This window comes from Nonomuraea sp. NPDC003727, assembly GCF_053586935.1.
Window position 1 is genome coordinate 1 of record NZ_JBSFNE010000032.1, and the last position, 24,771, is coordinate 24,771.

Here is a 24,771-nt window from a genome sequence, read left to right on the forward strand (position 1 = left end):
TCGAGGGGCTCCTGGATGCGCGAAAAGGAAACGCGACGGGGACCGGCGGGTACGGCGGAGGCGTTGCGCGAGGCTGCCAACAGATGTCCTTCCGAAGGCGGACTGACCAGAGGCACGCCGGACGACCTCGCCACGTGAAGGTCGTCAGAAAGGCAGCGTGGAAGCACGAGCGTACTCGCCCTGCCTGAATTTGTCCACGCTAACGCAGACCCATGTTCCCGGTCGCATCTTCAGAATGCCGTACGCGAGGCCGCTTGTCAACCCCCAATCCGGTGTGTCATGGGTTCCGCGCTCTCCAGGTCATCCCGTCATGCCGCCGCCCGGCGGGGCAACAGGGCGAAGGCGCCCAGGTACAGGACGGCGGCCACCAGCAGCAGCCCCTTGTAGCCGATGACCAGGGCGAGGTACTCCAGGCAGCCGCCCACCATCGCCCCGAGCAGGTTCGCGCCGAAGGAGGTGGTCGCGTCGGCGGTGTCGGCGAAGCGCTTGGCGAAGACGACGTTCGCCGCGAAGATCGGCAGGAACGCCACCGTCACCGCGGCCACCGCGCGCAGCGGCACCGGCAGGCTCAGCAGCCACGAGTTCGGCACCAGCCAGGACAGCGCGAGCCCCGCGAACAGCACGCCGTACATGACGGGAAGCGGAGGGGTGCGGAAGCGGCGGGTGACCTCGACGGCGGCGAGCACGGCCACCAGCACCCCGGCGAACACGATGGCGTTGACCACCCAGGTGGTGCCGAACAGCAGGGCGAAGCCGGTGACGCTCTTGGTCTCCAGCAGCATGAAGCCCACGCCCAGCAGGAACAGGTCGGCGTAGGGGCGCATCCTGGCGAAGGGGCCCGCCACCACCCGCACCGCCAGCAAGGAGACGATGAGGATGAGGCTGAGCGTGATGACGTACAGCGACGGGATCGTGGAGTCCTTCAGGTACAGGAAGGGCCGGTCGTCGCCGGTCGGCGGGGGCGTGCCGGCCGCCGCGCCCGCCCACTGGCCGCCGCAGCGCTGGTCGGCGAGGGTGAGCCCCGCGGTGATGACGGCCTGCTGGCCCGCCTGGCTGACCACGTCGACGCACGGCTTGTGGCCGAAGGCCTCACCCATGGTGGCCGCCAGCCGGTCGACCAGCCAGCTCTCGCGGTAGTAGTTGTACATCGAGAACGCCCCGCCGGGCTTGAGGTGGTCGCGGGCGGCCCGCATGGCCTCCTCGGTGAACAGATAGCTCTCCAGGCGCAGCGACGAGGCCCCCGACACCAGCGTCAGCGAGTCGGGCAGGGCGAACAGGATGAGGTCGTACTTCTTGTCGGTCTGCTCCAGGTAGGCGCGGCCGTCGGTGATGGTGGTGGTGACGCGCGGGTCGCTGTAGGGATGGTCGGGGTGGTAGGTGCCGCCCAGCTCGCGCAGCTTGGGGTCGATCTCGACCGCGTCGACCCGCTGGGCCCCCTTGGACAGGGCGATGGCGACGTCGGTGCCGCTGCCCGCGCCGACGATCAGCACGTCCTTGGGGGTGCTCACCGCCCTCTCGTACGGCAGGCCGTACTGCGCCTCCCACTGCAGGCGGGCGGCTGCGGGCACGGCCTCCTGGTGCGGAATGCCGTTGACCTGGATGTTCATCACCTTCTCGCCCGCCCGTTCGAGCTGCCGGTAGGTGACCTTGTAGTAGGGCGACCACAGCGCGCCCGCGGTGAGCGTCTCGGCCAGCAGCAGCCCGACGACCACGAGGGAGGGCGTCACGACCAGCAGCAGATACGGCACCGGCGGCCGCGGAACCAGCAGCAGCGCGTAGGCGACGGCCACCAGCACGCCCCAGAAGACCGGCGGGGCGCTCAGGAACGACAGCGCCGTGAACAGCGCGATCCCGCTGAGCGAGCCGATGAGGTCGTAGCGGTAGGCCTCCAGGCGCGGCAGCTCGGGGAAGCAGCGCCCGACGAGCTCGGCGGGCCCCATGAGCACGGTCGCGGCCGCCGCGAAGACGATCGGCAGGATCACCCAGGCGGGCGGGCCCGTGGTCTCCAGGCTCGTCCAGTACAGGACGCCGTCGGCCTGCTGGTCGACGGTCACCGGGAACATCAGCACGACCAGCACCAGCGCGGCCAGCACGATGGGCGAGTAGTACGGCTGCCGCCGGCTCCGGCCGACCCGCAGGAACCCGAGACCGATCCCGAGGAAGGAGCCGAGCAGGACGAAGTTGGTGAAGTAGCTCAGGTGCACGATGTTCGAGCCGGTCCAGCGGATCAGCGCGAGCTCCAGGAAGAGCATGAATCCGCTCGCCAGGATCAGCCGGGGCCGCACGGCCATCCAGTGATCACTTTCACGGTCTGGAGAGGTGGCCTGCACCTGTGCGGTCATGCCGTCACACGCTAGTGAACCGGCGGTCGGCAGGGAAGCCCCCACCCAGCGTCCCGGTACGGGCGATTTGCCGTGTTATTGCAGGTCACAACCCTCAAGAGTCGCTGGACGCGGCGGTGATGTTGAAGGAATGTGGGGGTGGTCCATTCCCTCCGGCAGAATCGGTGATGCCCCCATGCGAGTCCTGATCCAGCTTCGCCCCTCCCCTGACCTCGTCGCGGCGGTCGCCGACCCCGGACGGCAGGCCACCACCGCCGACGTGGCCGACGGCCTGCCGGGCGTGGCGCTGGACCCGTCGTTCGTTCCCGTCGCCGTTCCGCGTCCGGTGCCCGGGCCCGGCGGCGACCCGCTCTCGCTCGACCAGCCGCTCGACTTCTCGCTGGCCGCCGACGACGCCACGGTGCTCGTGCGCGGGGAGATCGCCGACGACGAGCTGGCCGCCAGGGTGGCGCTGCTGCCCACGCTGCGCTCCGACGTGGTCGGGGTCTACGCCGACCCGGTCATCGAGTCGAGCCTGACCTGCGGCGGCGACGCGCCGGTCGGCGACTGGCACGACGTCGAGCGGCTGCTGAGCACCGCGGCGCTGCACGCCGAGGGGCTCGACGGCACGGGGGTGGCGCTGGCCGTCCTCGACACCGGCATCAACGCCGCCCACGTGGCCAGGCACCTGGGCCGGGGCGTCAACCTCGACGCCGAGCGCAGCTGGAACCCCGCCGGCGTGTCCGGCCGTCCCGGCGAGTTCGAGGTGGACCACGGCACGATGTGCGCGTTCGACACGCTCATCGGCGCGCCGCAGGCGTCGCTGATCGACATCCCCGTGCTGCTGTCCACCCGTCCTGGCGGGTCGGCGCTGGACGGGCTGCTGTCGGACGCGGTGGCCGCCTTCGCGCACCTGCGGACGGTCCTGGAGGCGCAGCCCGCCGAGACCAGGGCGCTGGTGATCAGCAACTCGTGGGGGTCGTTCTCCCCGCGGTGGGACTTCCCGCCGGGCCATCCGGGCAACTACTCCGACAACGCCGCCCACCCGTTCAACCTGATCGTCGCCTCCCTCGAGCGGGCGGGGGCGGACGTGCTGTTCGCGGCGGGCAACTGCGGGCGCGAGTGCAAGGACGGCAGGTGCGCCTACCCCGACCGGCCGATCGTGGGTGCCAACTCCCATCCGAAGGTGCTGTCGATCGGCGGCGTCGACGTCAGCGGCGAGCGCGTCGGCTACTCCTCCCAGGGCCCCGGCCGGCTGACCGCGCGCAAGCCCGACCTGTGCGCCTACACCCACTTCTCCGGGTCGAAGGCGTTCGGCGACGAGGAGCCGGACTCGGGCACCTCGGCGGCCTGCCCGGTGGCGGCCGGCCTGGTGGCGGCGATCCGCACCCACTGGCCGGCCGCGCGCCTGTCGCCGAGCCAGCTGCGCTCGCTGCTGCGCCGTACCGCCGAGGACCGCAGCGAGGTCGGCTACGACTTCGACTACGGCTACGGCGTCGTGGACGCCGCGGGCATCCTGGCCGCGCTGCGCCGCAGGGCCAAGCGCGTAGCCTGACCCCATGGAGGAGCGTGGATCCGCCGGCCAGGGCCGCCGCCTCGTGCTGGTGACGGTACGGCTGCCGCGAGGCGCGACGCTCGCCGACGCGACGGCGCGGCTCGGCCTGTCGGAGGAGGACGTGGACACCGCCTACGGCCTGGTCCTCATCGACCCCGACGAGGGGTTGTACGGGCTGCGGGTGACGGAGGAGGCGGGCCGCAGGGCCGGTCCGCCCTTCGCCGACCCCCGGATCGAGCCCTACGGCCCACCGACGTAGGAGGGTGGGGAGGGCCGATCCGCCCTCCGCCGCGCCCGGGCGGGCAGGGCCGATCCGCCCTCCGCCGCGCCCGGGCGGGCCGGTGGAGCCGGTCCGTCTAGGCGTTCGCGCGGCTGAAGACCCGGTTGCCGATCGTCAGGCTGATCGCCGCGAAGAGCGCCACGACCAGCACGCCGATCCCGACCGTGCCGGTCGCGTAATGTCCGGCGAACAGCTCGCGCATCGCCTCGAGCACGTAGCGGAACGGGCTGGCGTACGACAGCGTGTTGAGCCAGGCCGGCGCCATCGACATCGGCAGGAAGGTGCCGGACAGCAGCATCAGCGGCCACACCGCGGTCATCATGACGGGCGCGAACAGGTGCTCGTTCAGCCGCATCGCCGCCGCGTAGGACAGCGCGGCCAGGCTGACGCCGAGCACGATCACCAGGAGCAGCCCGGCGACCACCCCGGCGACGGGGGCGCGCAGGCCGATGGCGTAGGCGACGGCGACCAGCAGCACGGTCTGGATCACCAGGGTGAACGCGTTGGTGAGCACCCGTCCGAGCAGCAGCGACAGCCGGCCCGCGGGGGTGACCCTGAGGCGTTCGAGCACGCCCGAGCGCCAGTCGAAGACGACGCCGAACCCGGCCAGGCCCGCGCTGAGCAGCCCGAGCTGGATGATCAGGCCGGGGACCAGGGTCTCCCACGTGCCGATGGTCGCGAAGATCGGGCCGAACAGCACCAGGAAGAACAGCGGCTGGGCGGCCGAGATGAGGATGCCGAACTTGTGGCGCAGCATGATGCGCGCGTCGTGCCGGAAGATCAGCCAGGTGTCCCTCATGACGCGATCTCCATGAACGCCTCCGTCAGCGTGCGCTCGCCCTTGATCTCGGCGGGCGTGCCCTGGGCGGCGATCCGGCCGCTGTCGATGACCAGCAGCCGGTCGCAGAGCGCCTCGGCCTCCTCCAGGTAGTGGGTGGACAGGAACACCGTCAGGCCGAGGGAGCGGATGTGCTCCCACAGCTCCGCCCTGCTCTGCGGGTCGAGACCGGTGGTCGGCTCGTCGAGGAAGAGCACCGGAGGGCGGTGCAGCAGGCTGAAGGCGATGTCGAAGCGGCGCCGTTGCCCGCCGGACAGCGCGCCGCCTGGCAGGTTCTCCATGCCGGTCAGCCGCAGCGTCTCCAGCGTCTCGGTGATGCGCGCGCGGGCCTCGCGGCGGCGCATGCCGTACAGCATGGCCTGCAGTTCGAGCTCGTCGCCGAGGGGGTTGACCGGGTTGATCCCGCCGCTCTGCGAGACGTAGCCGATGCTGCGCCGTACGCCGCGGGGGTCGGACAGCAGGTCGTGCCCGGCGATGGCGGCCGTGCCCGAGGTCGGGGTGAGCAGGGTGGTCAGCATGCGCATGGTGGTGGTCTTGCCGGCGCCGTTGGCGCCGAGGAAGCCGACGATCTCGCCGGGCGCGACGGAGAAGTCAACGCCGTTCACGGCGTGCACGCCGTTGCCGAAGGTCTTGGTCAGACCGTGTACATCGATCACATTTTTAGAGTAGCCACAATTTTGGAGTGACTGCAAGCTTGTAGCATGTCCACATGGAAGAGGGGCTGCGGGAGCGCAAGAAGCGGGAGACCAGGACGCGGATCGCCGACATGGCGATGGGCCTGTTCATGGCGCGCGGGTTCGAGCAGGTGACGGTCGCCGACGTGGCACGGGCGGCCGACGTGTCCGTCAACACCGTCTTCAACTACTTCGGCACCAAGGAGGACCTGTTCCTCGACCGCCGCGAGGAGGTCGAGGACCTGCAGAGCAGGGTGGTCAGGGAGCGGCGACCGGGCGAGAGCGTCGTGGCCGCCTTCCGCCGCGACTTCCTCGACGCGATCGAGACGCGCGACTGGCGCTACGGCCTCAACGACGGCGCCGACCTGTTCGAGGCCATCGTGGTCGCGAGCCCCTCGCTGACGGCGCGTTTCAGGGAGCTGGAATACGAGCAGATCCAGCACCTGGCCGCCACCCTGGCGGAGGAGACGGACGCCGACCCCGACGACCTGACGCCCCGCATGGTGGCGGCGCAGATCCTCGAGACCACCAGGTTGCTGTCGCGGCACGCGGTCGCGCGCAAGCTCGCGGGCGAGAGCTGGGCGGAGATCCTGCCTCAGCTCCAGAGGCAGACCGAACAGGCCTTCGATCTTCTGGAAAGCGGGATCTCGGGATACTGTGTGCGAATGTGACGATCATCGAGCGCTTAAAGCCGTTCTTCCAGTGGCTGGCGGGCACTGACGCGTTCATGAAGGTCGGCCCGAAGATCGTTCCCGCGATGGACCGTCTCGTCCACAAGGTCACCGGAGGGCGGCCGATCAGCGACAAGATGATCCCCACGCTGGTGCTCACCACGACCGGGGCCAAGACCGGGCAGGCACGGGAGACGCCGCTGGCCTGCCTGCCGGAGCCGGACGGCGCCTTCCTGATCGTGGGCAGCAACTTCGGAAGGGACCACCACCCTGCCTGGAGCGGCAACCTGCTCAAGACCCCCGAGGCCGCGGTCAGCTTCCGGGGCAGGCGGATCGCCGTCGTCGCCAGGCTGCTGGAGGGCGAGGAGCGCGAGCGAGCCTGGCCCGGCCTGGTAGCGCAGTGGCCCGTCTACGACCGCTACACCGTCAAGTCAGGCAGGCACCTGCGCGTCTTCCGACTGACACCCGTCGGCTGACCGTCCACGGGATCTTGTACCACCCCGCAAGGAGTTCCTCTGTGCGCGAGCGCGCTCGTCTGATCATCGAGAGCCCCCGCTTCCAGCGATTCGTCGTCGCCGTCATCCTGATCAACGCCGCCACCCTGGGCCTGGAGACCTTCCCGTGGGTGATGGAACGCGCCGGGCCGGTCCTGAACCTCGTGGACCACGTGGCGCTGTACATCTTCGTCGCCGAACTGCTCGCCAAGGTCTACGTCCACCGCTCGGGCTTCGTCCGCGACCCGTGGAACATCTTCGACACCCTCATCGTCGCCGTCGCCGTCCTGCCGGCCACCGGAGGGCTGTCGGTCCTGAGGGCGCTGCGCATCCTGCGGGTGCTGCGGCTGGTGTCGGTCGTGCCGAGCCTGCGCCGGGTGGTCAACGCGCTCCTGGCCGCGATGCCGGGGATGAGCTCGATCGTGGTGCTGCTCACGCTGGTGCTGTACGTCGGCGGCGTGATGGCGACCAAGCTCTACGGGGGCACCGCGCCGGAGCACTTCGGCTCGCTGCCGGTCTCGCTGTTCACGCTGTTCCAGACCATGACGGGCGAGGCGTGGCCGGACATCGCCCGCGAGGTCATGGTCACGCACCCCTCGGCGTGGATCTTCTTCGTCGTCTTCATCCTCCTCTGCAGCTTCGTGGTGCTGAACCTGTTCATGGCGGTCGTGGTGAGCGCCATGGACGACGAGAAACACGCCGAGGAGGAGACGCTGGCCGAGGTCGTGGAGACGACCTCGGCCCAGGCGACCGGCGCGATCATGGCCGAGCTCGCCGCCCTGCGGGCGGAGGTCAGGCAGCTGCGCGAGGAGATGAGCGTCGGCTCGCCCCGCTAGCGCGAGTAGAACTCGACCACGAGCTGCTCGTCGACGGGCACCACGATCTGCTCGCGCTCGGGCCTGGCGGTGAGCGTGAAGGTCAGGCCGGCGTGGTCGACGCTCAGGTAGCCCGCGGTCCGCTCGTCGGCGTACAGGCCCTCGGCCGCCGCCACGAACGGCTGCATCTTCCGCGACCGCTCGCGGACCGCGACGACCTGCCCCGGCTTGACCAGGTAGCTGGGGATGTCGACCTTGCGGCCGTCGACGGTGATGTGGCCGTGGGCGACGTACTGCCTGGCGGCGTAGATGGACGGGGCCAGGCCGGCCCGCAGCACGAGGGAGGCCAGGCGGCTCTCCAGCAGCACGACCAGCTCGGCGCCCGAGGCGCCGGACCTGCGCACGGCCAGGTCCCAATAGCGGCGCAGCTGGCGCTCGGACACGTCGTAGTACCAGCGCAGCTTCTGCTTCTCCATCAGCCGCAGCCCGTAGTCGCCGGTGGTGCGGCGGTTGGTCTTGCGGCCGTGCTCGCCCGGCGGATAGGGGCGCTGCTCGAAGTAGCGGACGGCTTTCCTGGTCAGCGGGACGCCCGCGCGTCGGGACAGTCGCACCTTGGGGCCGGTGTAGCGCACGTTCACCTCAATGTGATTAGGTAATCCTTACTAAGGGAAGCCTAACCTATATTTGTTGTCGACCTCAAGGAGACGCCAATGCCCCTGGCCGCCCCTCCGCTGCCCGAGCTCGTCCGCACCCTGGCCGCCTCATCGCGCGCGGCGCAGCTGATCGTCGACGGCACGCGGTGCCCGGTGAGCGGCGCCGTCGACTCGCGCGGCCGTCCCGTCCTGCTCGTCCGCCCGGGCGAGCCGCTGCACGGGCTGCGGGGCGACGCGGTCGTCTCGGTGAACCTGTCGGCGACGCGGCTGCTGGGCGAGGTGGAGCACCCCCGCGGGCTGATCGAGGTGCAGGGCTGGGCCGAGGCCGTGCCCGAGGACGAGGCCAGGGAGGCGGCGGTGGCGATCTCGGCGCACGCGGCCGACGAGGGGCTGTTCGAGGCGCTGGAGCGGTACGGCGCGCCGGACGCGCCCCGCCTGCTGCGGCTCGACGTCGGCCAGGTGGTCTACCTGACGGGCGAGCAGTCCGGGGTGCTGGACGCCGACGAGTACCTGGACGCGGCGCCCGACCCGCTGGCCGAGGTGGCCGAACGGGTGCTCGCGCACGTCAACGGCTCGCACCGGCCGCAGCTGGCCGCGGGCGTCGAGCGCCTGCTCGGGCTGCCCGCCGAGCAGGCCTGGCTGTGGGAGCTCGACAGGTACGGCGCGACGGTCAGGATCGGCGACGACGACCCCGCGCTGGTGCGCTTCCCCTGGCCGGTGCCCGCCGGATCGGGGCTGTGCCTGGAGACGGCGCTCCGGGCCATTCTCTGCACCTGCTGAGCCGGGACCGGCGGGCGTGCTTGATCCATCCGCTCGACGCCTCACCTACCATGCATCAGGTGAGCGATACCGGGCGGCGCGAGCGCGCCATGATGACCATCGCGGCTCTGGCCGGCACGGCGATGCTGGCGTTCTCGGCGATCCTCATCGGCGGGTCCCTGCCGTCGCCGGGGCCGTGGGGAGCCAGGGGGGAGGTCGAGCCGCCCACCCCCGCCGAGCGCACGACGCAGACGCACGCGGCGAGCAGCACCCCGCGCGCGAGCGAACGTCCCTTCGCCCGCCAGGAGGCGCCCGAGCCGATCGCGACCCACCCGAGCCGCTCCTCCGCCTCCGCCGAGCCGACGCCCGTCAGGGCCGAGCCGCGGCGCAGCCCCGGCCTGGTCGCTCCCGACACGCCCAGCGAGGATCCCGAGATGCCGGCGGCGGCCAGGCCGCCCGCGCCGGGGCTGATCGAGGCCACCTCGACCACGCCCGAGCCGCCGCGCCGTACCAGGAAGCCGCCGAAGAAGCCGAAGAAGCGCCTGCAGCAGGGCACGGAGCTCAAGGACGTCGCCGAGCCAGGCGGTGAGCGGAGCGACGGTTCCTGAGCCCCTGAGCCCCTGCGCCTCCCGTGCGCCCGGTCAGCGCTGGTGGCGCTGGGTCAGGGTCTCGTCCACGGCGTCGGGTGACAGGACGTGGTCGAGCACCATCACCGCGCACCCGGTGATGCCGGCGGCCGCGCCCATCCGGCTGGTCTCGATCCGCAGCCTGCGGGTGGCCAGCGCGGTCGAACGCCGGTAGACCACCTCGCGGATGCTCGAGACGAGCGGCCCGAACGCCTCGGCCACGTCGCCGCCGAGGACGACCACGGCGGGGTTGAGGATGTTGACCGCCCCGGCGATCACCTCGCCGATCCGGCGGCCCGCCGCGCGCACGATCGCCATCGTCTCGGCGTCGCCCGCGCGCACCAGCGCGGTCACGTCCGCGATGGTCTTCACGTCGCGGCCCGCCGCGCGCAGCTCGCGCAGCAGCGCGGTGCCGCTGGCCACCGAGTCGACGCAGTCGACGTTGCCGCACCTGCACAGCACGCCGCCGCCGTCGCGCACGGGGATGTGCCCGATCTCGCCGGCCGCGCCGAGCGCGCCACGCAGGATCTCGCCGCCCGCGATCACGCCCGCGCCGATCCTGGTGGAGATCTTCACGAACACCAGGTCGCCGGTCTCCTCGGCGTAGGCGCCGCGGTGCTCGCCGATGGCCAGGACGTTGACGTCGTTGTCGACGAAGACCGGGACGGGGAAGCGCTCGTGGATCAACGGCGGGATCACCACGCCCGTCCAACTGGCCATCACCCTGGCCGACTCCGTCCGGCCCGCGGCGAACTCGACGGTCGCGGGCACGCCCATCCCCACGCCCTTGACCCGGTCGCGGGCGGTGCCGTCGAGCAGTTCGTCCCAGGTGTCCATGAGCAGCGGCAGCACCACGTCCGGCCCCTGCTCCACGTCGATGACGAACTCGCGGCCCGCCAGCTCGCGGCCCGCCAGGTCGCACACGGCCACCCTGGTACGGCTCGCGCCGAGCGCGGCGACCAGCACCACACCGCCCGAGGCGTTGAACTCCAGCCGCACCGGAGGGCGTCCGCCCGTCGACGGCGCGTCGGTCCGCTCGACGACCAGGCCGCGTTCCAGCAGCTCGCCGACCCGCAGCGACACCGCCGGCCGGGACAGGCCGGTCACCCGTCCGAGGTCCGCGCGCGTGACGGCCTCACCCGTGCGGATGAGGTCGAGGACCTCCCCGCTGGTGGCGAGCGAGGCTGCGGTACGTCTGGGCATCGGCTAAGTGAATCACAGCCGGTTACGTAATGAAAACTCCAGACTTTCTCATCTCAAATAGCAAAAGCCCGCTTGTGTCCTCCCCGAACTCTGGCTAGTGTCCGTTCTGTCCTTGCTTGGTTGATCACCGGAGTCCCAGCCGTGCTCTCCCCCACCTGTCACATCGCCGATCTGGTCGTCTTCGGCGGCACCGGCGACCTGTCGATGCGCAAGCTGCTGCCCGCGTTGTTCCACTCCGACCTGGAAGGCAGGCTCGCCCCCGAGACGCGCGTCATCGCGATGTCGCGCGGCGGGCTGACGGACGCCGACTTCCGCGGCAAGGTCGACGCCGAGGTGCGCTCGGCCGTACCGGACGACGCGGAGGCGTGGCAGCGTTTCCTCGGCCGCCTGTACCACGTGTCGGTCGACGTGGGCGGTGACGACGGCAGCGGCTGGTCCGACCTGGTGAAGATGCTGGCCGGGCACGAGGACAGGGACCGGGTCTTCTACCTGGCCAGCCCGCCCATGACGTTCGGCCCCTTCTGCCGCGAGCTGCAGCAGGCGGGGCTGGTCACGCCCCGCTCGCGCGTGGTGCTGGAGAAGCCGCTCGGACGCGACCTGGTGAGCGCCCAGCGCATCAACGACGAGGTCGGCGAGATCTTCGACGAGCAGCAGGTCTTCCGCATCGACCACTACCTCGGCAAGGAGACGGTGCAGAACCTGCTGGTCCTGCGCTTCGCCAACGCCTTCCTCGAGCCGATCTGGAACTCCCTCTGGATCGACCACGTGCAGATCACCGCCGCCGAGACCGTCGGCACCCCGGGCCGCCGGGGCTACTACGACCACGCGGGCGCGCTGCGCGACATGGTGCAGAACCACCTGCTGCAGCTGCTCACCCTGGTCGCCATGGAGCCGCCGGCCCGCAACGACCGCGAGGCGATCCGCGACGAGAAGGTCAAGGTGCTGCAGTCGCTGCGGCCCATCGTCGGCACCGAGGTGGACCGTTTCACCGTGCGCGGCCAGTACACCGGCACCGGCGACATGCCGTCCTACCTCGACGAGCCCGCCTCCACGCCGCCGACCGAGGCCTCGCGCAGGGTCGAGACGTTCACCGCGATCCGGGCCGAGGTCAAGAACTGGCGGTGGGCGGGCGTGCCGTTCTACCTGCGCACCGGCAAGCGCATGCCGTACCGGCGCTCGGAGATCGTCATCCAGTTCAAGGACGTGCCGCACTCGATCTTCCCCGGCGGCACGCCCAACCGCCTGGTGCTGCGGCTGCAGCCCGAGGAGGGCATCGAGCTGCACATCATGGCCAAGGAGCCGGGCGCGGGCGAGACCCTGCTGAAGCCGGTGCCGCTGTCGCTCAGCTTCGGCAAGACGTTCACCGCCCGGGTGCCCGAGGCCTACGAGCGGCTGCTGTCCGACGTGCTCGCCGGCAACCCGACGTTGTTCATGCGGCGCGACGAGGTCGAGGCCGCCTGGCGCTGGATCGACCCGATCCTCGCGGCGTGGGAGTCGTCGGCCGAGCTGCCCGAGCCCTACCCCGCGGGGACGACCGGCCCGGCCGGCGCGCACGAACTGCTCGGCCGCAGCGGCCGGGCCTGGCACGAAGAGGAGGCGTAGTAGTGAATCCGATCATCCAGCAGGTGACCGAGCGGGTGGCCGCGCGCTCCCTCGCCAGCCGTACCGTCTATCTGGAGCGCGTCAGGCGCGAGGGCGAGCTGGCCCGCTCGCGCGGTCCGGCCCGCGCCCACCTCGGGTGCGCGAACCTGGCCCACGGCTTCGCCGCCGCGGGTCCGGAGGACAAGCCCCTGCTGAGGGGGACGGCCAAGCCCGGCGTGGCGATCGTGACCAGCTACAACGACATGCTGAGCGCGCACCAGCCGTACGAGACCTACCCCGGTGAGCTGAAGACCGCCGTGCGCAGGGCAGGCGGCGTCGCGCAGGTGGCCGGCGGCGTGCCGGCCATGTGCGACGGCATCACCCAGGGCCGCGCCGGCATGGAGCTGTCCCTCTACAGCCGCGACGTGATCGCGATGGCGACGGCGATCGCGCTGTCGCACGACATGTTCGACGCCTCCCTCATGCTGGGCGTCTGCGACAAGATCGTGCCCGGCCTGCTGATCGGCGCCCTGCACTTCGGCCACCTGCCCGCCGTCTTCGTGCCCGCCGGGCCGATGACATCGGGGCTGCCGAACAAGGTCAAGGCGCGCACCCGCCAGCTGTTCGCCGAGGGCAAGGTCGGCAGGGACGAGCTGCTGGACGCGGAGTCGAAGTCCTACCACTCCCCCGGCACCTGCACCTTCTACGGCACCGCGAACTCCAACCAGGTGATGGTCGAGGTCATGGGCCTGCACCTGCCTGGCTCGACCTTCGTCAACCCGCACACCCCGCTGCGGCACGCCCTCACCGAGGCGGCCGGCGCGCGGGCGGTCGAGATCACCGCCCACGGCCCCGAGTACACCCCCGTGGGCGAGGTCGTCGACGAGAAGGCGATCGTCAACGCCTGCGTCGCGCTGCTGGCCACCGGCGGCTCGACCAACCACACGCTGCACCTGGTCGCCATCGCGGCCGCCGCGGGCATCGTGCTGACCTGGGACGACCTGGCCGCGCTGTCCAAGGTCGTGCCCTCGCTGACCAAGATGTACCCCAACGGCCAGGCCGACGTGAACCACTTCCGTGACGCGGGCGGCATGCAGGTCCTGATCGGCGACCTGCTGGACAACGGCCTGCTGCACGGTGACGTGCTGACCATCGCGGGCAGGGGCCTGGACCACTACCGGTCGGCTCCCGCCCTCAAGGAGGACGCACTGGTCTGGGAGGAGGTCACCGCCGGCAGCGCCGACCTCGACGTGCTGCGGCCCGTCTCCGCGCCGTTCTCGGCCGACGGCGGCATCCACATGCTCGACGGCAACCTGGGCTGCGCGGTCAGCAAGGTCTCCTCGGTCAAGCCCGAGCACCTGGTGATCGAGGCGCCCGCGCGCGTCTTCGACGACCAGCTGCAGCTGCTGCGCGCCTTCGAGGCGGGCGAGCTGGACGGGCAGGACTTCGTGGCGGTCATCCGCTACCAGGGGCCGAGCGCGAACGGCATGCCCGAGCTGCACAAGCTGACCCCGCCGCTGGCCGTGCTGCTCGACCGCGGGCAGCGGGTGGCGATCGTGACCGACGGCCGGATGTCGGGCGCGTCGGGCAAGGTGCCGGCGGCGATCCACCTGTCGCCCGAGGCGGCCGACGGCGGGCCCATCGCGCTGGTCCGCGACGGTGACCTGATCAGGCTCGACTCGGCGGCCGGGACCCTCGACGTGCTGGCCGACCTGTCGGGGCGCACGCCGGAGGGGCGGGCGCTCAGCGACGCCGAGTGGGTCGGCACGGGGCGCGAGCTGTTCTCGGCGTTCCGCCGGATGACGGGGCACGCCGAGCACGGGGCCGGCCTCTTCGGCGTCAACGGGGCCGAGTCGGCCACGCACGGGCCCGGCATCGGCTTCGCGGCGCCCGCCGGGTTCGCCCACACGGAGGTCGCCCAGTGATCGGCGCCACCGCGCACCGGCCGCCCGGCGCCCGACCGGCGTGCTCGCCGCCGGGCCCGGCCGTGCCCGGGAGCGCCGGGTGAGCACGTTCGAGCTGCCCTGGCTGGTCGCCGACATCGGCGGGACCAACGCCAGGTTCGGCCTGATCACCGAGCATGGCGGCGCGCCCACCGAGGTCGCCGTGCTGGCCGGGGCCGACCATGCCACGCTTCCCGACGCCGTAGCCGCATACCTCGCCGACCACGCGGGCGGAGTGCGGCCGGGAGCCGCGTGCCTGGCGGTGGCGGGCCCGATCGACGGTGACACCTACCGCCTGACCAACCTGCCATGGGCGGGCTCGGTGCGCGACCTCGGCCTGCCGTACGCCACGCTGCTGAACGACTTCGAGGCGCTGGCGGTGTCGCTGCCGCATCTGGCCGGCGACGACCTGGCCTCGCTGGGCGGCCCGGCGCCGGCGGACGGCGTCAAGGCCGTCCTCGGCCCCGGCACCGGGCTCGGCGTGGCCGGGCTGGTGCCCGCCGATCGCGGCTGGGTGCCGGTCCCCGGCGAGGGCGGCCACGTCACCGTGCCCATCCTCGACGACCGCGAGCTGGAGATCGTCCGCGTGCTGCGCGCGAGCGGCATGGCGCACGTGGTGGCCGAGCACCTGCTGTCGGGCCCCGGCCTGACCCGCCTGCACGGCGCGCTCGCCGTGGTGAACGGCGTGCGGGCCCCCCGCCTGGGCGCCTCCGACATCGTCGCCCGCCTCGACGACTCGCTGTGCGCGGAGACCGTCGAGGTGTTCTGCGGGATGCTGGGCAGCTTCGCCGGCAACGTCGCTCTCACGCTCGGCGCGAGGGGCGGGGTCTACCTCGGCGGCGGCGTGCTGCCCCGTATCGTGGACAGGGTTCGCGCCAGCGACTTCCGCCGCCGGTTCGAGGCCACGCCGCACCTGGTCGACTACCTGTCCGCCATCGCCACCACCCTGATCGTCGCGCCGCAGCCGGCGCTCGTCGGCGCCGCCGCCTGGCTGGCGCAGCAATCGCTGAAGGAGCTCGTCCCATGAGTCTGCTCGACCTGGCCCCCGTGATCCCCGTCGTCGTCGTCGACGACGCGGAGACCGCCGTGCCGATGGCGCGTGCCCTGGTGGCGGGCGGGCTGCCGGTCATCGAGGTGACGCTGCGCACGGCCGCCGGCCTCGAGGCCATCGCGCGCGTCGCGGCCGAGGTCCCCGACGCGGTGATCGGCGCCGGCACGGTCAGGACGCCCGCCGACGTCACGGCCTCGGTGGAGGCAGGCGCGAAGTTCCTGGTCTCGCCCGGCACGACGCCGGCGCTGGTGGACGCCCTCGGCGCCGCCGGGATACCCTTCCTGCCGGGCGCGGCGACCGCTTCGGAGGCGATGGCGCTGGCCGAGCGCGGGATCCGGGAGCTCAAGTTCTTCCCTGCCGAGGCCGCGGGCGGCCTGCCGTACCTGAAGTCGCTGGCCGGGCCGCTGCCCGACGTCAGGTTCTGCCCGACGGGCGGGATCAGGCCGCAGACCGCCCGCGACTACCTGGCGCTGCCGAACGTCGGCTGCGTCGGGGGCACCTGGCTCACCCCGGCCGACGCGCTGGCCGCCGGCGACTGGGGGCGCGTGGAGAAGCTCGCCGCCGAGGCGGCGGCGCTGCGCTGAACGGCGCGGCCGAGCGCGGACCCGTCAGCCTCCCAGCCGACGGCCACCGAGCCGACAACCGCAGAGCGGACAACCGCAGACTCGCCGGCGGGACAACCTCCCTCGCCCGCCGCGGCCATGGGTGAGCCGTGACCCGGCGCCGAGCTCATGGAACGGGCCCGTGGGGGCGAACCCGCGCCCACGGGCCTTTCCCATGCCTTTTCTCCGGTCCCTGAGCATTGGCTCATGATTCAGCGGCCTGTATGTCCGCTTGACGCGGGACGCGAGAGGATACGAATTGACTGTTGGGCGAGAGATCAGGAAGCTGAGCTGTCCCATCAGTGAGGATGGAGCCAGCAACCGCGGCGCCGAAGGCGCCTTTCGGGGGGGACGAGGTGGACGTGACGGCCAAAGACGCGCAGCGCCGCGCCGATGACGGCAAGAGCAAGAAGAAGGGCTCCTCATGGAAGGAGTTGCCGATCCTCATCGTTGTGGCGCTCGGCCTCGCCTTGCTCATCAAGACCTTCATCGTGCAGCCGTTCTACATCCCCTCGGAGTCGATGGAGAACACCCTGCTGATCAACGACAGAGTGCTGGTGAACAAGCTCGTCTACCACACGCGCGAGATCGAACGCGGAGACGTCATCGTCTTCAACGGCGAGGACTCCTGGGATCCCGAGGTGGTGACCGAGGAGCCGAGCAACCCGGTGACCGGCGCGCTGCACTGGGTGGGCGAGCTGTTCGGGCTGGTGCCGGGCGAGAAGGACTACATCAAGCGCGTCATCGGCGTCGAGGGCGACACGGTCGAGTGCTGCGACTCCAAGGGACGCGTCACGGTCAACGGGGTGCCGCTCGACGAGTCGAGCTACCTGTATCCGGGTGACGCGCCGTCGGAGAAGGAGTTCAAGGTCACGGTGCCGGAGGGCAGGCTCTGGGTCATGGGCGACCACAGGTCCGTCTCCTACGACTCGCGGGGCCACATCGGCGACCCCGGCGGCGGCACGATCTCGGTGGACAACGTGCTGGGCAGAGCCTTCGTGATCATGTGGCCGGTGGCGCGGTGGAGCTCGCTCGACATCCCCGAGACTTTCTCCCAACCGGCGCTGAAGAAGTAGCAGGTCAGGGGCCGAGGTAGGCGAGAACGGCGGCGACACGGCGGTGGACGTCGGCGCTGTTCTCCAGCCCCAGCTTGGTGAAGATGGCGTTGACGTTCTTCTCCACCGACGAGATCGACAGGTGCAGTGCGCGCGCGATGCCGCCGTTCGACCGCCCGCGGGCCATCTCGCGCAGCACGTCGCGCTCGCGCGGCGTCAGCTCCTCCTGCCCCTGCCGCACGTCCCTGCGGGCCAGCAGCCCCTCCACCACCTTGGGGTCGATGACCGAGCCGCCCGCGGCCACGGCCCTGATCGCGCCGAGCAGCTCCTCCAGGTCGCCCACCCGGTCCTTCAGCAGGTAGGCGAACCCCTCGGTGCCGTGCTTGAACAGCTCGAAGGCGAACAGCGCGTCGGAGTACTGCGACAGCACCACCACGCCGAGGCCCGGGTGGTCGGCGTGGACACGGTGGGCGGCGTCGATGCCCTCCAGGCCCTCCCGCCAGTCGCCGCCCGGCATCCTGATGTCGGTCACGACCACGTCGGGGCCGAGCCGGCGGACCGCGTCGACCAGCTCGCCGGCGGTGCCGACGGCGCCCACGACGACGACCTCGCCCGACAGCTCCAGCAGCCGCCTGGTGCCCTCCCGCACCAGGTAGTGGTCGTCGGCCACGACTGTCCTGATCGGGTCAGCCATCGACCGGCACCCACGCCGCCATGCGCGTTCCCTTCCCCTTCTCGCTGGTGACCTCGAGCCTGCCGCCGAGGGCGTCGAGCCGGTCCGACAGGGTGGCCAGGCCCCTCCTGGCCGTCGCCTCCGGGTCGAACCCGCCGCCGTCGTCGGCGACGGTGGCGTGCAGGCGGCCGTCCTCGCGGGCCAGCCGCACCTCTATCCTCGTGGCACGGGCGTGCTTGAGCGCGTTGGCCACCGCCTCGCTGACGGTGAAGTACATCGCGCCCTCGACCTCGTCGGGGAAGCGGGCCGCGCGCATGCCCTCACCGGCGCTCACCTTGGTGGGCACGGGCAGCCTGGCGCAGCGCTCCTCGACGGCCTCGACGAGACCGCCCTGGCCGAGCGCGGACGGGTGGATGCCGGCGGCCAGCTCGCGCAGGTCGGCGAGCGTCTGGCGGGCCTGCTCGCGCAGCTCGGCGAGCAGCTGCGGACCGCCGCCGGTGGCCCTGGCCAGCTCCAGGCCCGCGATGAGGGCGACGAGCTGCTGCTGGACACCGTCGTGGATGTTGCGCTCGATGCGCCGCCGTTCGGCCTCCTGGGCGTTGACCAGGCGCGCGGCCAGCCGTTCGCTCTGGATGGCGAGGCCCGCCGGGACGGCGAGCGCCTCGACGAGGCGGCGGTCCTCCGCGGTGAGCCCGCCGTGGTCGCGCGGGCCGCACTCCAGCTGCCCGAGCCCGCCCCTGACGGGGACGACCAGGGCCGCCGGGCCTTCCTCGTTCCCGGCCACGACGCGGGTGCCGTCGGCCAGCCGTACCGCCGCCCAGGTGGTGTTCAGCGCCGTGCGCACGGCCGCGGCCAGCCTGCCGAGCAGCTCCACCGGTTCGGGGCTGTCGTCGAGGGCGGAGCCGAGGCTGGACAGCACCTCGCCGACCGTGGGCCGCATGTCGAAGACCAGGAGCAGCCGGGAGCCGCGGATGCCGATCCTGATGTCGAGAAGCCGGTGCCGGGCGATGGCGACGGCCACCGCCGCGGGCAGCGAGCCGATGCCGACGGCCAGCCCTGCGACGCCCCATCCGATGTGCCCGCCGATCAGGAAGACGGTGAGCGCGACGAAGGCCGCCAGATTGGCCGAGGCACCGGCGACCATCCAGGCGTACTGCCCGCGTTCGGCCTGCCCGCTGCGCCGCCAGCGCACGACCAGCCCCACCAGCACGATCAGGGCGACCAGCCACGCGACCGACTGCCCGAGTGCCGTCATGGCCGCGGCGACAGGGGGCGGCGCGTCCTCCCGCCACGGCAGGGGGCCGAGGAGCGCGAGGCCGCCCGCGTGGACGGCGATCGCGGCGGCCCCCAGCCAGGCGACCGGCCGCCAGCGCCTGGACGGCGGCCGCCCCTCGGGGAACAGCAGCGGAATGAAGATCGAGTTGAGCCCGTAGTAGACGGCGAACAGCATCGCGCCCGGCACGGCGGCCCAGCCCATCGCGGGCGCCAGTCCGAACGCGGCGCCGGCGGCGAGGGCGCCGAGGCCCAGGCACACCGCCGTGGTCAGCAGCAGCCAGCCGTACGGGACGAGGGGCCGCCGGACGGCCAGCAGCCAGCCCAGCGCCGGGAAGGGCAGGGCGATGGCGATGAAGAGCCATTGGGAGAGCGGAACCGGCAACCCCGTCTCCACCAAGCTGCCCGTGATGATCCCCGCGGCCGCGATCGCCGCGAGGAGCCCGGCAGTCAGCCTCGAACGCATAGGCACCCATCGTCACCAGCCGGCCCGGCGGCGTCTATGAGGTTGTCCGCACACCTGATGGTGAGGCGGGCCTGGTGGGTTTCCACCGCCCCGATCGGTTGGCTGGACGGCATGAGAACCGTCGCCGTCGCACTGACCACCTCGTCACTCCTCCTGGCTGCAGGCGCCGCCACCGCCGTGCCGGCCGCCGCCGTCCCCGCTCCGGTGTTCGCTTCCGGGGCTGTGGCCGGGCTCGACGTCCCCATCCCCGACACCCCGGCGGGCAGGCAGCTGCGCTGGCTGCTCGCGGCCGTGCCGGACGCGCCGATCCCGGAAGACCAGCTCACCGAGCACTTCACCGAGGAGATGCTGCGCCTGCTGCCGCCCGCCCAGCTCAACGAGTACTTCGCCACCATCGGGGACCTGCGTCTGGACAGGATTCTCCAGGCCGAGCCGGCCGCGATCCTCGTGGAGGTGACGGCGGGAGGCAGGAAGCAGTGGATGGAGCTGTCGGTCGACGCGTCCGGCAGGATCGCCATGGCGCGCCTGATGAACCCCATCACGCCGAAACCGACCCCGGCGAGCTGGAAGGAGATCGACCGGCGCGCCCGCAAGGCGGCGGCCAGGATGGGGTTCATGGCCGCCGAGATCACCAGGGACGGCTCCTGCCGCCCGGTGCGCGGCCTCGCCCCCCGTACGGCCCGGCCGCTCGGCTCGATGTTCAAGCTGTACGTCCTGCAGGCCGTCGCCAGGAAGATCCCCGACTGGAACAGCACGCTCGTCATCCGGCCCGAGCTGAAGAGCCTACCGAGCGGCGAGCTGCAGACCCGGCCGGACAACAGCGAGGTCTCGGTGCTGGAGGCGGCCAAGCTGATGATCGCCATCAGCGACAACACCGCCGCCGACCTGCTCATCCACCGGGTGGGCAGGAAGGCGGTCGAGACCACCCGGTCGCGCGACGTCCCCTTCCTCACCACGCGCGAGATGTTCGTGCTGAAGGGCGCCGACTATCCCGCCCATGCCAGGCGGTACCTGTCGCTAGGGACGAAGCAGCGCGAGAAGTACCTGGCCGAGGTGGTCGCCAAGGTGCCGCTCAGCGCCGTCAAGGCCTGGCTCCAGCCGCGCGAGCTGGACACCATCGAGTGGTTCGGCTCGCCGGCCGACGTCTGCGCCGCCCACGCCAGGCTGCGCGGGTTGAAGGACCGGCGGGTCGAGGAGGTCATGACCCAGAACGACGCCGGGCTCGGCCTCGACCCGAAGACGTGGCGGTCGGTGTGGTTCAAGGGTGGATCGGAGTCGGGACTCCTCGACCTCGGCTTCTCGGCCAGGACCAGGGACGGGCGGACGTTCTTCGTCACGGCCATGGCCTCCGACCCCGCCGCGCCGCTCGACGAGGGCAACGTGGGGTCCGAGCTGGTCGCGCTGGCCAGGGGGGCGTTCACGCTCATGGAGAAGGGGTGACGGCCGCGTCGCTCCGGCTCACCTCGGTGAGCGGGAGGCCGTCCCCGGGGCGGCGGCGGTGTCCGGCGGTGTCCGGCGTACCCGATCAGATCTCGGCCGGCACGCAGAACGGGCGTGAGCGGGCCTGGTAGGACAGGGCGGCCACGACGAGGCCGATGCCGAGGCCGGCGAAGGCCAGACCGCCGAACAGCGTCATCCAGGTGATGCCCGCGACGCTGAAGGGCGGGGTGGCCCGCATCCCGGGCACGACGCCGGCCACGGCGAGCGCGGTGTAGGCCAGGAGCAGCACGCCGTACACCGTCAGGGTGCCGGCGGTCAGCCACGCGGGGATCAGCGGCAGCAGGCGCGGCACCCGCCGTCCGGCCAGCGGCAGCGTCCAGCGCGGGAACACCTGGCCCCACCGGTACATCAGGCCGGTCAGCAGCAGGACGCCGAGCAGCGCGGCCACCACGGTGAGGTCGACGCCCACCGACGCCAGAGCCGCCGCCAGGCCCTCGCCCTGCACCGCCATCAGCCGCTGCCAGGCCGCGCCGGACACGCCGAGCGCGTCGCCGCCCAGCAGCCAGATCGTCTTGACCCCCGCCCACGGCAGCAGCCCGCACGTCAGCGCGTAGACCGCCACGCGCGTCCGCGTGGACGCGCGTGTCGGCTCGGGGCGGGTCGGCCGCCCCTCTCCCGCGTGGCGGCCGCCGCACCTCGGGCAGCGCCCGCGCAGCCGCCTCGTGGCCGGCACCGCCGCCCCGAGCAGCAGGACGACGCCCACCGCGTGCAGCGCCACCTGCACCAGGCCGGGCACGCTGTCCACCCCGGCGAACGACATCAACGTGACGAAGATCATCGGCGCGCCCGCCGTGCCCGCCGCGAAGACGGCGACGGCCACCCACAGCGTCGCCGCCACCACCACGCCGCCGCGCCCGGCCACCCCCGCTATCCCGGCCACCCGTGCCACTCGTCCCGCCCAGGCCGCGGCGACGGCCAGACCCGCCGCCGCCAGCTGGAGCGCGGGCGAAGAGCTCAGCGGCCCCACCCACCCCACCGATGTTCCCGTCACGACCCAGCCCACCTGGACGGCCGCGTACACGCAGGCCCACACCATCAACACGTTCATGCGCCCAGGGTGTCGAGGGAGAGGCCCGCCCCGCCTCCCTCCCCAGAGGCGGCGCGCTCCCCCTGCGGAGGGAAAGCCAGGTCGGTCCGGATATCCAACGCAGTAGGCTGAGGTCATGGCCGAAGCCCGCCCCTGCTCGATCGCGGACGCACTCGCCGTCGTGGGCGAGAAGTACTCCCTGCTGGTGCTGCGAGAGGTGTTCTTCGGAGTGCGCCGCTTCGAGGCGATGGTGCGCAACATCGGGGCACCCCGCGACATCCTGGCGGCCAGGCTGCGCAGGCTGGTCGAGGCCGGCGTGCTGGAGAAGGTCGCCTACAGCCGGCGGCCGCTCAGGCACGAGTACCGGCCCACGGCCGCGGGCCTCGAACTGCAGGGCGTGCTGCACCTGCTGCGCCAGTGGGGCGACAGGCACCTCACCGGCACGCCGCCGGTGGTCTTCGACCACGCGTGCGGCGCGCCGCTCGAGGCGGTGGTGACGTGCGCGTCCTGCGGCCAGGCGGTCGAGCCCGGGTCGCAGACCGCGCACTTCCAGGTGGAGGGCTGGGGGATGGGCGGCCGGCGGCCCGCCGACGAGACGGCTGAGGCGCAGTCGAGCCCCTCGCAGGCCGTTCTCGGTTAGAGTTCCGGGTGAATACGGTCATGCCGGGCGAAGGACGGTCGGTTGGGACGGGAGCACGAAGGCGAGGGGGCAGCGACGGTGGGATCGCCGCTGACCTCTGACGACCCGGTCTCGATCGGGCCCTACCGGCTCGAGAGCCGCCTGGGATCGGGCGGCATGGGCACGGTCTACTTCGCGCAGGCGCCCGACGGGGCCAAGGTCGCGGTCAAGGCGATCAGGCGCGACTTCGCCGCCGACCCCGTCTACCGGGCGCGCTTCCACGAAGAGGTGTCCAACGCCAGGCGCGTGGCCTCCTTCTGCACGGCGCGCGTGCTCGACCACGGCGACGACGACGGGCTGCTCTATCTCGTCACCGAGTACATCGACGGCGTCTCGCTGGAGGACCATCTCATCCAGCACGGGGCGCTGTCGCCGTCGGTGCTGCACTCGGCGGCGGTCGGCGTCGCCGCGGCGCTCACCGCGATCCACGCCGCCGGTCTCGTCCACCGCGATCTCAAGCCCGCCAACGTGATGCTGACGCTCGCCGGTCCCCGGGTGATCGACTTCGGTCTGGCGCGTTCCACCCAGATGGGTTCCCGGCACACCAACGTCGGCCTGGTCATGGGCACACCCGGGTGGATCGCCCCCGAGCAGGTCTTCGAGGGCCGCACCAGCCCGGCGGCCGACGTGTTCGCCTGGGGCTCGCTGATCGCCTACGCGGGTCTGGGCGGGCACCCGTTCGGCTCGGGCGACGCCTACGTGATGGCGGCGCGTGCCCGCACCGCTCCCCCCGACCTGCGGGGGCTGCCCGCGCCGCTCGACCGGCTGGTGGCCGCCGCCATCCACCCCGATCCGGCGCGCCGTCCGCAGGCCAGGGACCTGCTGCTGGAGCTGGTGGGGGCGCCCGACGTGGCGGGGGCGCAACTGGCCGCCACCCGGCACCTGACGAACTCGTGGAACCCGGCCGATGTCGGCGTGCACCAGCCGCCGCCCGGCTGGGCGCCCCCGCCCGGGGCGGGCGTGCCACCGGGCGGCAGGTCTCCGCAAGGCCCGCACGCCCGCGCTCCGCACCCGGCCGGTCCGGAACGGCAGCCGCGGCCGCCCGCGCCGCAGGGCGACGATCCGCGGCTCCGTCCGCCGGGGCCGCCCGTCGACGACCGGCGACCCGGAGCACCGGTGCCGCCCGGTCCGCCTGGTCCGTCCGGGCCACCTCTCGATGACCGCCGGCCCGGGCCGCCCGGGCCACCTGGGCCGCCCGTCGATGACCGCCGGTCCGGGCCACCTGGTCCGCCCGGGCCGCCTGGGCCACCTGTCGATGACCGCCGGTCCGGGCCGCCCGTCGACCATCGGCGAGCCGGGTCGCCGGTGCCGCCGGTGCCGCCGGCGGAGACGACCATCCCGCCGACGCGGCGCGGCCCGATCCCGCACGGCGCCAATCCCGCCGAGACGACCGGGCCCGGCTCCCTGGCGGCCTACCACGGCACGGGACAGGGGCCGCGCCCGCCGTACCACACGACGGGGCAGGGGCCGCTGCCGCGCCCGCAGGCGCGCAGGGGCGGAGTGCTCACCGGTTGCCTGGTGGCGGCGGCCGTCGTCGTGGGGCTGGCGCTGCTGCTGATCGCGCTCATCGCGTGGATCTTCAAGCCGCCCGCCATCGGGGCGGAGGGGCCGGTGCAGGACGGCAAGCTGCGCTTCACCGTGGCCGGCCACACGTGCGTGAAGGCGGCCAGGTCGGCGGCGGTTCGGCGGTGCAAGGTCACGCTGAAGGTGAGCAACATCGGCCAGGAGGGCCGGGTGCTCTACCCCGGCCAGCAGAAGCTGCTCGACGACGACGCCGTCTCGCACGGCGCGACCACGCTGCTGGACAAGGCGGGCGAGCAGATCCAGCCGATCAGGATCGGGCCTGGCGAGTCGTTCACCGGCGGGCTGGTGTTCGAGCTGCCGAAGGCGGCCGACCCGGCCGAGGTCGAGCTGCACGACTCGGGGCTGAGCCGCGGCGTCAGAGTGCCGCTCGACTGACCTGCGGCGTCAGAGTGCCGCCCGGCCGACCCGCAGCGTCAAACTGCCACTCGGCCGACCCGCGGCGTCAAACT

At 72.4% G+C, this 24,771-nt stretch carries 23 protein-coding genes; 15 read left to right on the plus strand and 8 right to left on the minus strand.

Translation table 11 applies throughout. From position 1 onward, the window contains the following. Nucleotides 1-308: 308 nt before the first annotated feature. Nucleotides 309-2,342 carry a spermidine synthase gene (locus ACWDLG_RS42160; protein WP_449930832.1) on the minus strand — a complete coding sequence of 678 codons (2,034 nt, stop codon included), beginning with the start codon at nt 2,340-2,342 and terminating at the stop codon, nt 309-311. Between the two features lie 175 nt (nt 2,343-2,517). Here ACWDLG_RS42160 and ACWDLG_RS42165 point away from each other — a divergent pair, with 175 nt between their 5' ends. Next, complete coding sequence (locus tag ACWDLG_RS42165; protein ID WP_449930833.1) at nt 2,518-3,876, plus strand: S8 family peptidase; 1,359 nt, start codon at nt 2,518-2,520, stop codon at nt 3,874-3,876. 4 nt (nt 3,877-3,880) lie between these two features. After that, nucleotides 3,881-4,135 carry a hypothetical protein gene (locus tag ACWDLG_RS42170; protein WP_449930835.1) on the plus strand — a complete coding sequence of 85 codons (255 nt, stop codon included), beginning with the start codon at nt 3,881-3,883 and terminating at the stop codon, nt 4,133-4,135. 97 nt (nt 4,136-4,232) lie between these two features. Here ACWDLG_RS42170 and ACWDLG_RS42175 read toward each other — a convergent pair whose 3' ends face one another. Both ACWDLG_RS42175 and ACWDLG_RS42180 read right to left on the minus strand, forming a co-directional pair. After that, entirely contained in the window at nt 4,233-4,955 is a 723-nt protein-coding gene (locus ACWDLG_RS42175) for an ABC transporter permease (protein ID WP_449930837.1), read from the minus strand. Beyond that, nucleotides 4,952-5,650: an ABC transporter ATP-binding protein gene (locus ACWDLG_RS42180; protein WP_354920571.1), complete on the minus strand. Its 699-nt coding sequence runs from the start codon at nt 5,648-5,650 to the stop codon at nt 4,952-4,954. Before ACWDLG_RS42180 ends, ACWDLG_RS42175 begins: the two co-directional genes overlap by 4 nt. A gap of 53 nt (nt 5,651-5,703) precedes the next feature. Between ACWDLG_RS42180 and ACWDLG_RS42185 the strand changes: the two genes are divergently transcribed. The 3 genes from ACWDLG_RS42185 to ACWDLG_RS42195 are packed head-to-tail and all read left to right on the plus strand — an operon-like array spanning nt 5,704 to nt 7,669. Further along, a complete protein-coding gene (locus tag ACWDLG_RS42185; protein ID WP_449930839.1) occupies nt 5,704-6,339 on the plus strand; it encodes a TetR/AcrR family transcriptional regulator in 636 nt (211 codons plus the stop codon). Next, the gene (locus ACWDLG_RS42190) at nt 6,336-6,815 is read left to right on the plus strand and encodes a nitroreductase family deazaflavin-dependent oxidoreductase (RefSeq protein ID WP_354920577.1); all 480 of its coding nucleotides are present in this window, start codon (nt 6,336-6,338) and stop codon (nt 6,813-6,815) included. The genes ACWDLG_RS42185 and ACWDLG_RS42190 overlap by 4 nt, the downstream gene beginning before the upstream one ends. A gap of 41 nt (nt 6,816-6,856) precedes the next feature. Further along, nucleotides 6,857-7,669: an ion transporter gene (locus ACWDLG_RS42195; RefSeq protein ID WP_449930843.1), complete on the plus strand. Its 813-nt coding sequence runs from the start codon at nt 6,857-6,859 to the stop codon at nt 7,667-7,669. On the opposite strand, the gene rpsD is transcribed toward ACWDLG_RS42195, so the two are convergent. Beyond that, nucleotides 7,666-8,280 carry a 30S ribosomal protein S4 gene (rpsD, locus tag ACWDLG_RS42200; protein WP_354920757.1) on the minus strand — a complete coding sequence of 205 codons (615 nt, stop codon included), beginning with the start codon at nt 8,278-8,280 and terminating at the stop codon, nt 7,666-7,668. The genes ACWDLG_RS42195 and rpsD overlap by 4 nt on opposite strands. Before the next feature lie 78 nt (nt 8,281-8,358). On the opposite strand from rpsD, the gene ACWDLG_RS42205 reads away from it, so the two are divergent. Both ACWDLG_RS42205 and ACWDLG_RS42210 read left to right on the plus strand, forming a co-directional pair. Continuing rightward, nucleotides 8,359-9,081, plus strand: coding sequence for a DUF2470 domain-containing protein (locus ACWDLG_RS42205; protein WP_449930845.1), 723 nt, complete (start codon nt 8,359-8,361; stop codon nt 9,079-9,081). A gap of 59 nt (nt 9,082-9,140) precedes the next feature. After that, nucleotides 9,141-9,668: a hypothetical protein gene (locus ACWDLG_RS42210; protein ID WP_449930847.1), complete on the plus strand. Its 528-nt coding sequence runs from the start codon at nt 9,141-9,143 to the stop codon at nt 9,666-9,668. A 33-nt stretch (nt 9,669-9,701) separates the two neighbouring features. On the opposite strand, the gene ACWDLG_RS42215 is transcribed toward ACWDLG_RS42210, so the two are convergent. Beyond that, nucleotides 9,702-10,889, minus strand: a complete 1,188-nt coding sequence (locus ACWDLG_RS42215) for an ROK family transcriptional regulator (protein ID WP_354920588.1) — start codon at nt 10,887-10,889, stop codon at nt 9,702-9,704. 120 nt (nt 10,890-11,009) lie between these two features. Here ACWDLG_RS42215 and zwf point away from each other — a divergent pair, with 120 nt between their 5' ends. The 5 genes from zwf (at nt 11,010) to lepB (ending at nt 17,142) form a co-directional block, all read left to right on the plus strand. Further along, the gene (zwf, locus tag ACWDLG_RS42220; protein ID WP_449930850.1) at nt 11,010-12,491 is read left to right on the plus strand and encodes a glucose-6-phosphate dehydrogenase; all 1,482 of its coding nucleotides are present in this window, start codon (nt 11,010-11,012) and stop codon (nt 12,489-12,491) included. 2 nt (nt 12,492-12,493) lie between these two features. Continuing rightward, nucleotides 12,494-14,395: a phosphogluconate dehydratase gene (gene edd, locus ACWDLG_RS42225; RefSeq protein WP_449930852.1), complete on the plus strand. Its 1,902-nt coding sequence runs from the start codon at nt 12,494-12,496 to the stop codon at nt 14,393-14,395. Nucleotides 14,396-14,474: 79 nt separating this feature from the next. Further along, nucleotides 14,475-15,440 (plus strand): glucokinase, encoded by a 966-nt coding sequence (gene glk / locus ACWDLG_RS42230; RefSeq protein WP_449930854.1) that lies wholly within the window; start codon nt 14,475-14,477, stop codon nt 15,438-15,440. Continuing rightward, entirely contained in the window at nt 15,437-16,048 is a 612-nt protein-coding gene (gene eda / locus ACWDLG_RS42235) for a bifunctional 4-hydroxy-2-oxoglutarate aldolase/2-dehydro-3-deoxy-phosphogluconate aldolase (protein ID WP_449930856.1), read from the plus strand. The genes glk and eda overlap by 4 nt, the downstream gene beginning before the upstream one ends. A gap of 374 nt (nt 16,049-16,422) precedes the next feature. Next, nucleotides 16,423-17,142 (plus strand): signal peptidase I, encoded by a 720-nt coding sequence (gene lepB, locus ACWDLG_RS42240; RefSeq protein WP_449930950.1) that lies wholly within the window; start codon nt 16,423-16,425, stop codon nt 17,140-17,142. 4 nt (nt 17,143-17,146) lie between these two features. Here the strand turns inward: lepB and ACWDLG_RS42245 are convergent, their stop codons facing one another. Together ACWDLG_RS42245 and ACWDLG_RS42250 are read right to left on the minus strand one after the other, a co-directional pair. Beyond that, nucleotides 17,147-17,815, minus strand: a complete 669-nt coding sequence (locus tag ACWDLG_RS42245) for a response regulator transcription factor (protein ID WP_354920606.1) — start codon at nt 17,813-17,815, stop codon at nt 17,147-17,149. Then, entirely contained in the window at nt 17,808-19,532 is a 1,725-nt protein-coding gene (locus tag ACWDLG_RS42250; protein WP_449930858.1) for an ATP-binding protein, read from the minus strand. The genes ACWDLG_RS42245 and ACWDLG_RS42250 overlap by 8 nt, the downstream gene beginning before the upstream one ends. Nucleotides 19,533-19,643: 111 nt before the next feature. Between ACWDLG_RS42250 and ACWDLG_RS42255 the strand changes: the two genes are divergently transcribed. Further along, nucleotides 19,644-20,972 carry a serine hydrolase gene (locus ACWDLG_RS42255; protein WP_449930860.1) on the plus strand — a complete coding sequence of 443 codons (1,329 nt, stop codon included), beginning with the start codon at nt 19,644-19,646 and terminating at the stop codon, nt 20,970-20,972. An 85-nt stretch (nt 20,973-21,057) separates the two neighbouring features. Here ACWDLG_RS42255 and ACWDLG_RS42260 read toward each other — a convergent pair whose 3' ends face one another. Further along, complete coding sequence (locus ACWDLG_RS42260) at nt 21,058-22,080, minus strand: hypothetical protein (protein ID WP_449930862.1); 1,023 nt, start codon at nt 22,078-22,080, stop codon at nt 21,058-21,060. A gap of 115 nt (nt 22,081-22,195) precedes the next feature. Between ACWDLG_RS42260 and ACWDLG_RS42265 the strand changes: the two genes are divergently transcribed. Further along, the gene (locus ACWDLG_RS42265; protein ID WP_449930864.1) at nt 22,196-22,699 is read left to right on the plus strand and encodes a winged helix-turn-helix transcriptional regulator; all 504 of its coding nucleotides are present in this window, start codon (nt 22,196-22,198) and stop codon (nt 22,697-22,699) included. A 78-nt stretch (nt 22,700-22,777) separates the two neighbouring features. Continuing rightward, nucleotides 22,778-24,697: a protein kinase domain-containing protein gene (locus tag ACWDLG_RS42270; RefSeq protein ID WP_449930866.1), complete on the plus strand. Its 1,920-nt coding sequence runs from the start codon at nt 22,778-22,780 to the stop codon at nt 24,695-24,697. Nucleotides 24,698-24,771 lie beyond the last annotated feature (74 nt).

Bases quoted from the DNA above. Each gene is read 5' to 3' on its own strand.
- eda (WP_449930856.1), top strand. From the start codon at position 15,437: ATGAGTCTGCTCGACCTGGCCCCCGTGATCCCCGTCGTCGTCGTCGAC.
- ACWDLG_RS42170 (WP_449930835.1), top strand. From the start codon at position 3,881: ATGGAGGAGCGTGGATCCGCCGGCCAGGGCCGCCGCCTCGTGCTGGTG.
- ACWDLG_RS42245 (WP_354920606.1), bottom strand. From the start codon at position 17,815: ATGGCTGACCCGATCAGGACAGTCGTGGCCGACGACCACTACCTGGTG.
- ACWDLG_RS42255 (WP_449930860.1), top strand. From the start codon at position 19,644: ATGAGAACCGTCGCCGTCGCACTGACCACCTCGTCACTCCTCCTGGCT.
- ACWDLG_RS42215 (WP_354920588.1), bottom strand. From the start codon at position 10,889: ATGCCCAGACGTACCGCAGCCTCGCTCGCCACCAGCGGGGAGGTCCTC.
- ACWDLG_RS42250 (WP_449930858.1), bottom strand. From the start codon at position 19,532: ATGCGTTCGAGGCTGACTGCCGGGCTCCTCGCGGCGATCGCGGCCGCG.
- ACWDLG_RS42260 (WP_449930862.1), bottom strand. From the start codon at position 22,080: ATGAACGTGTTGATGGTGTGGGCCTGCGTGTACGCGGCCGTCCAGGTG.
- ACWDLG_RS42165 (WP_449930833.1), top strand. From the start codon at position 2,518: ATGCGAGTCCTGATCCAGCTTCGCCCCTCCCCTGACCTCGTCGCGGCG.
- ACWDLG_RS42265 (WP_449930864.1), top strand. From the start codon at position 22,196: ATGGCCGAAGCCCGCCCCTGCTCGATCGCGGACGCACTCGCCGTCGTG.
- ACWDLG_RS42205 (WP_449930845.1), top strand. From the start codon at position 8,359: ATGCCCCTGGCCGCCCCTCCGCTGCCCGAGCTCGTCCGCACCCTGGCC.
- ACWDLG_RS42175 (WP_449930837.1), bottom strand. From the start codon at position 4,955: ATGAGGGACACCTGGCTGATCTTCCGGCACGACGCGCGCATCATGCTG.
- ACWDLG_RS42185 (WP_449930839.1), top strand. From the start codon at position 5,704: ATGGAAGAGGGGCTGCGGGAGCGCAAGAAGCGGGAGACCAGGACGCGG.
- ACWDLG_RS42160 (WP_449930832.1), bottom strand. From the start codon at position 2,342: ATGACCGCACAGGTGCAGGCCACCTCTCCAGACCGTGAAAGTGATCAC.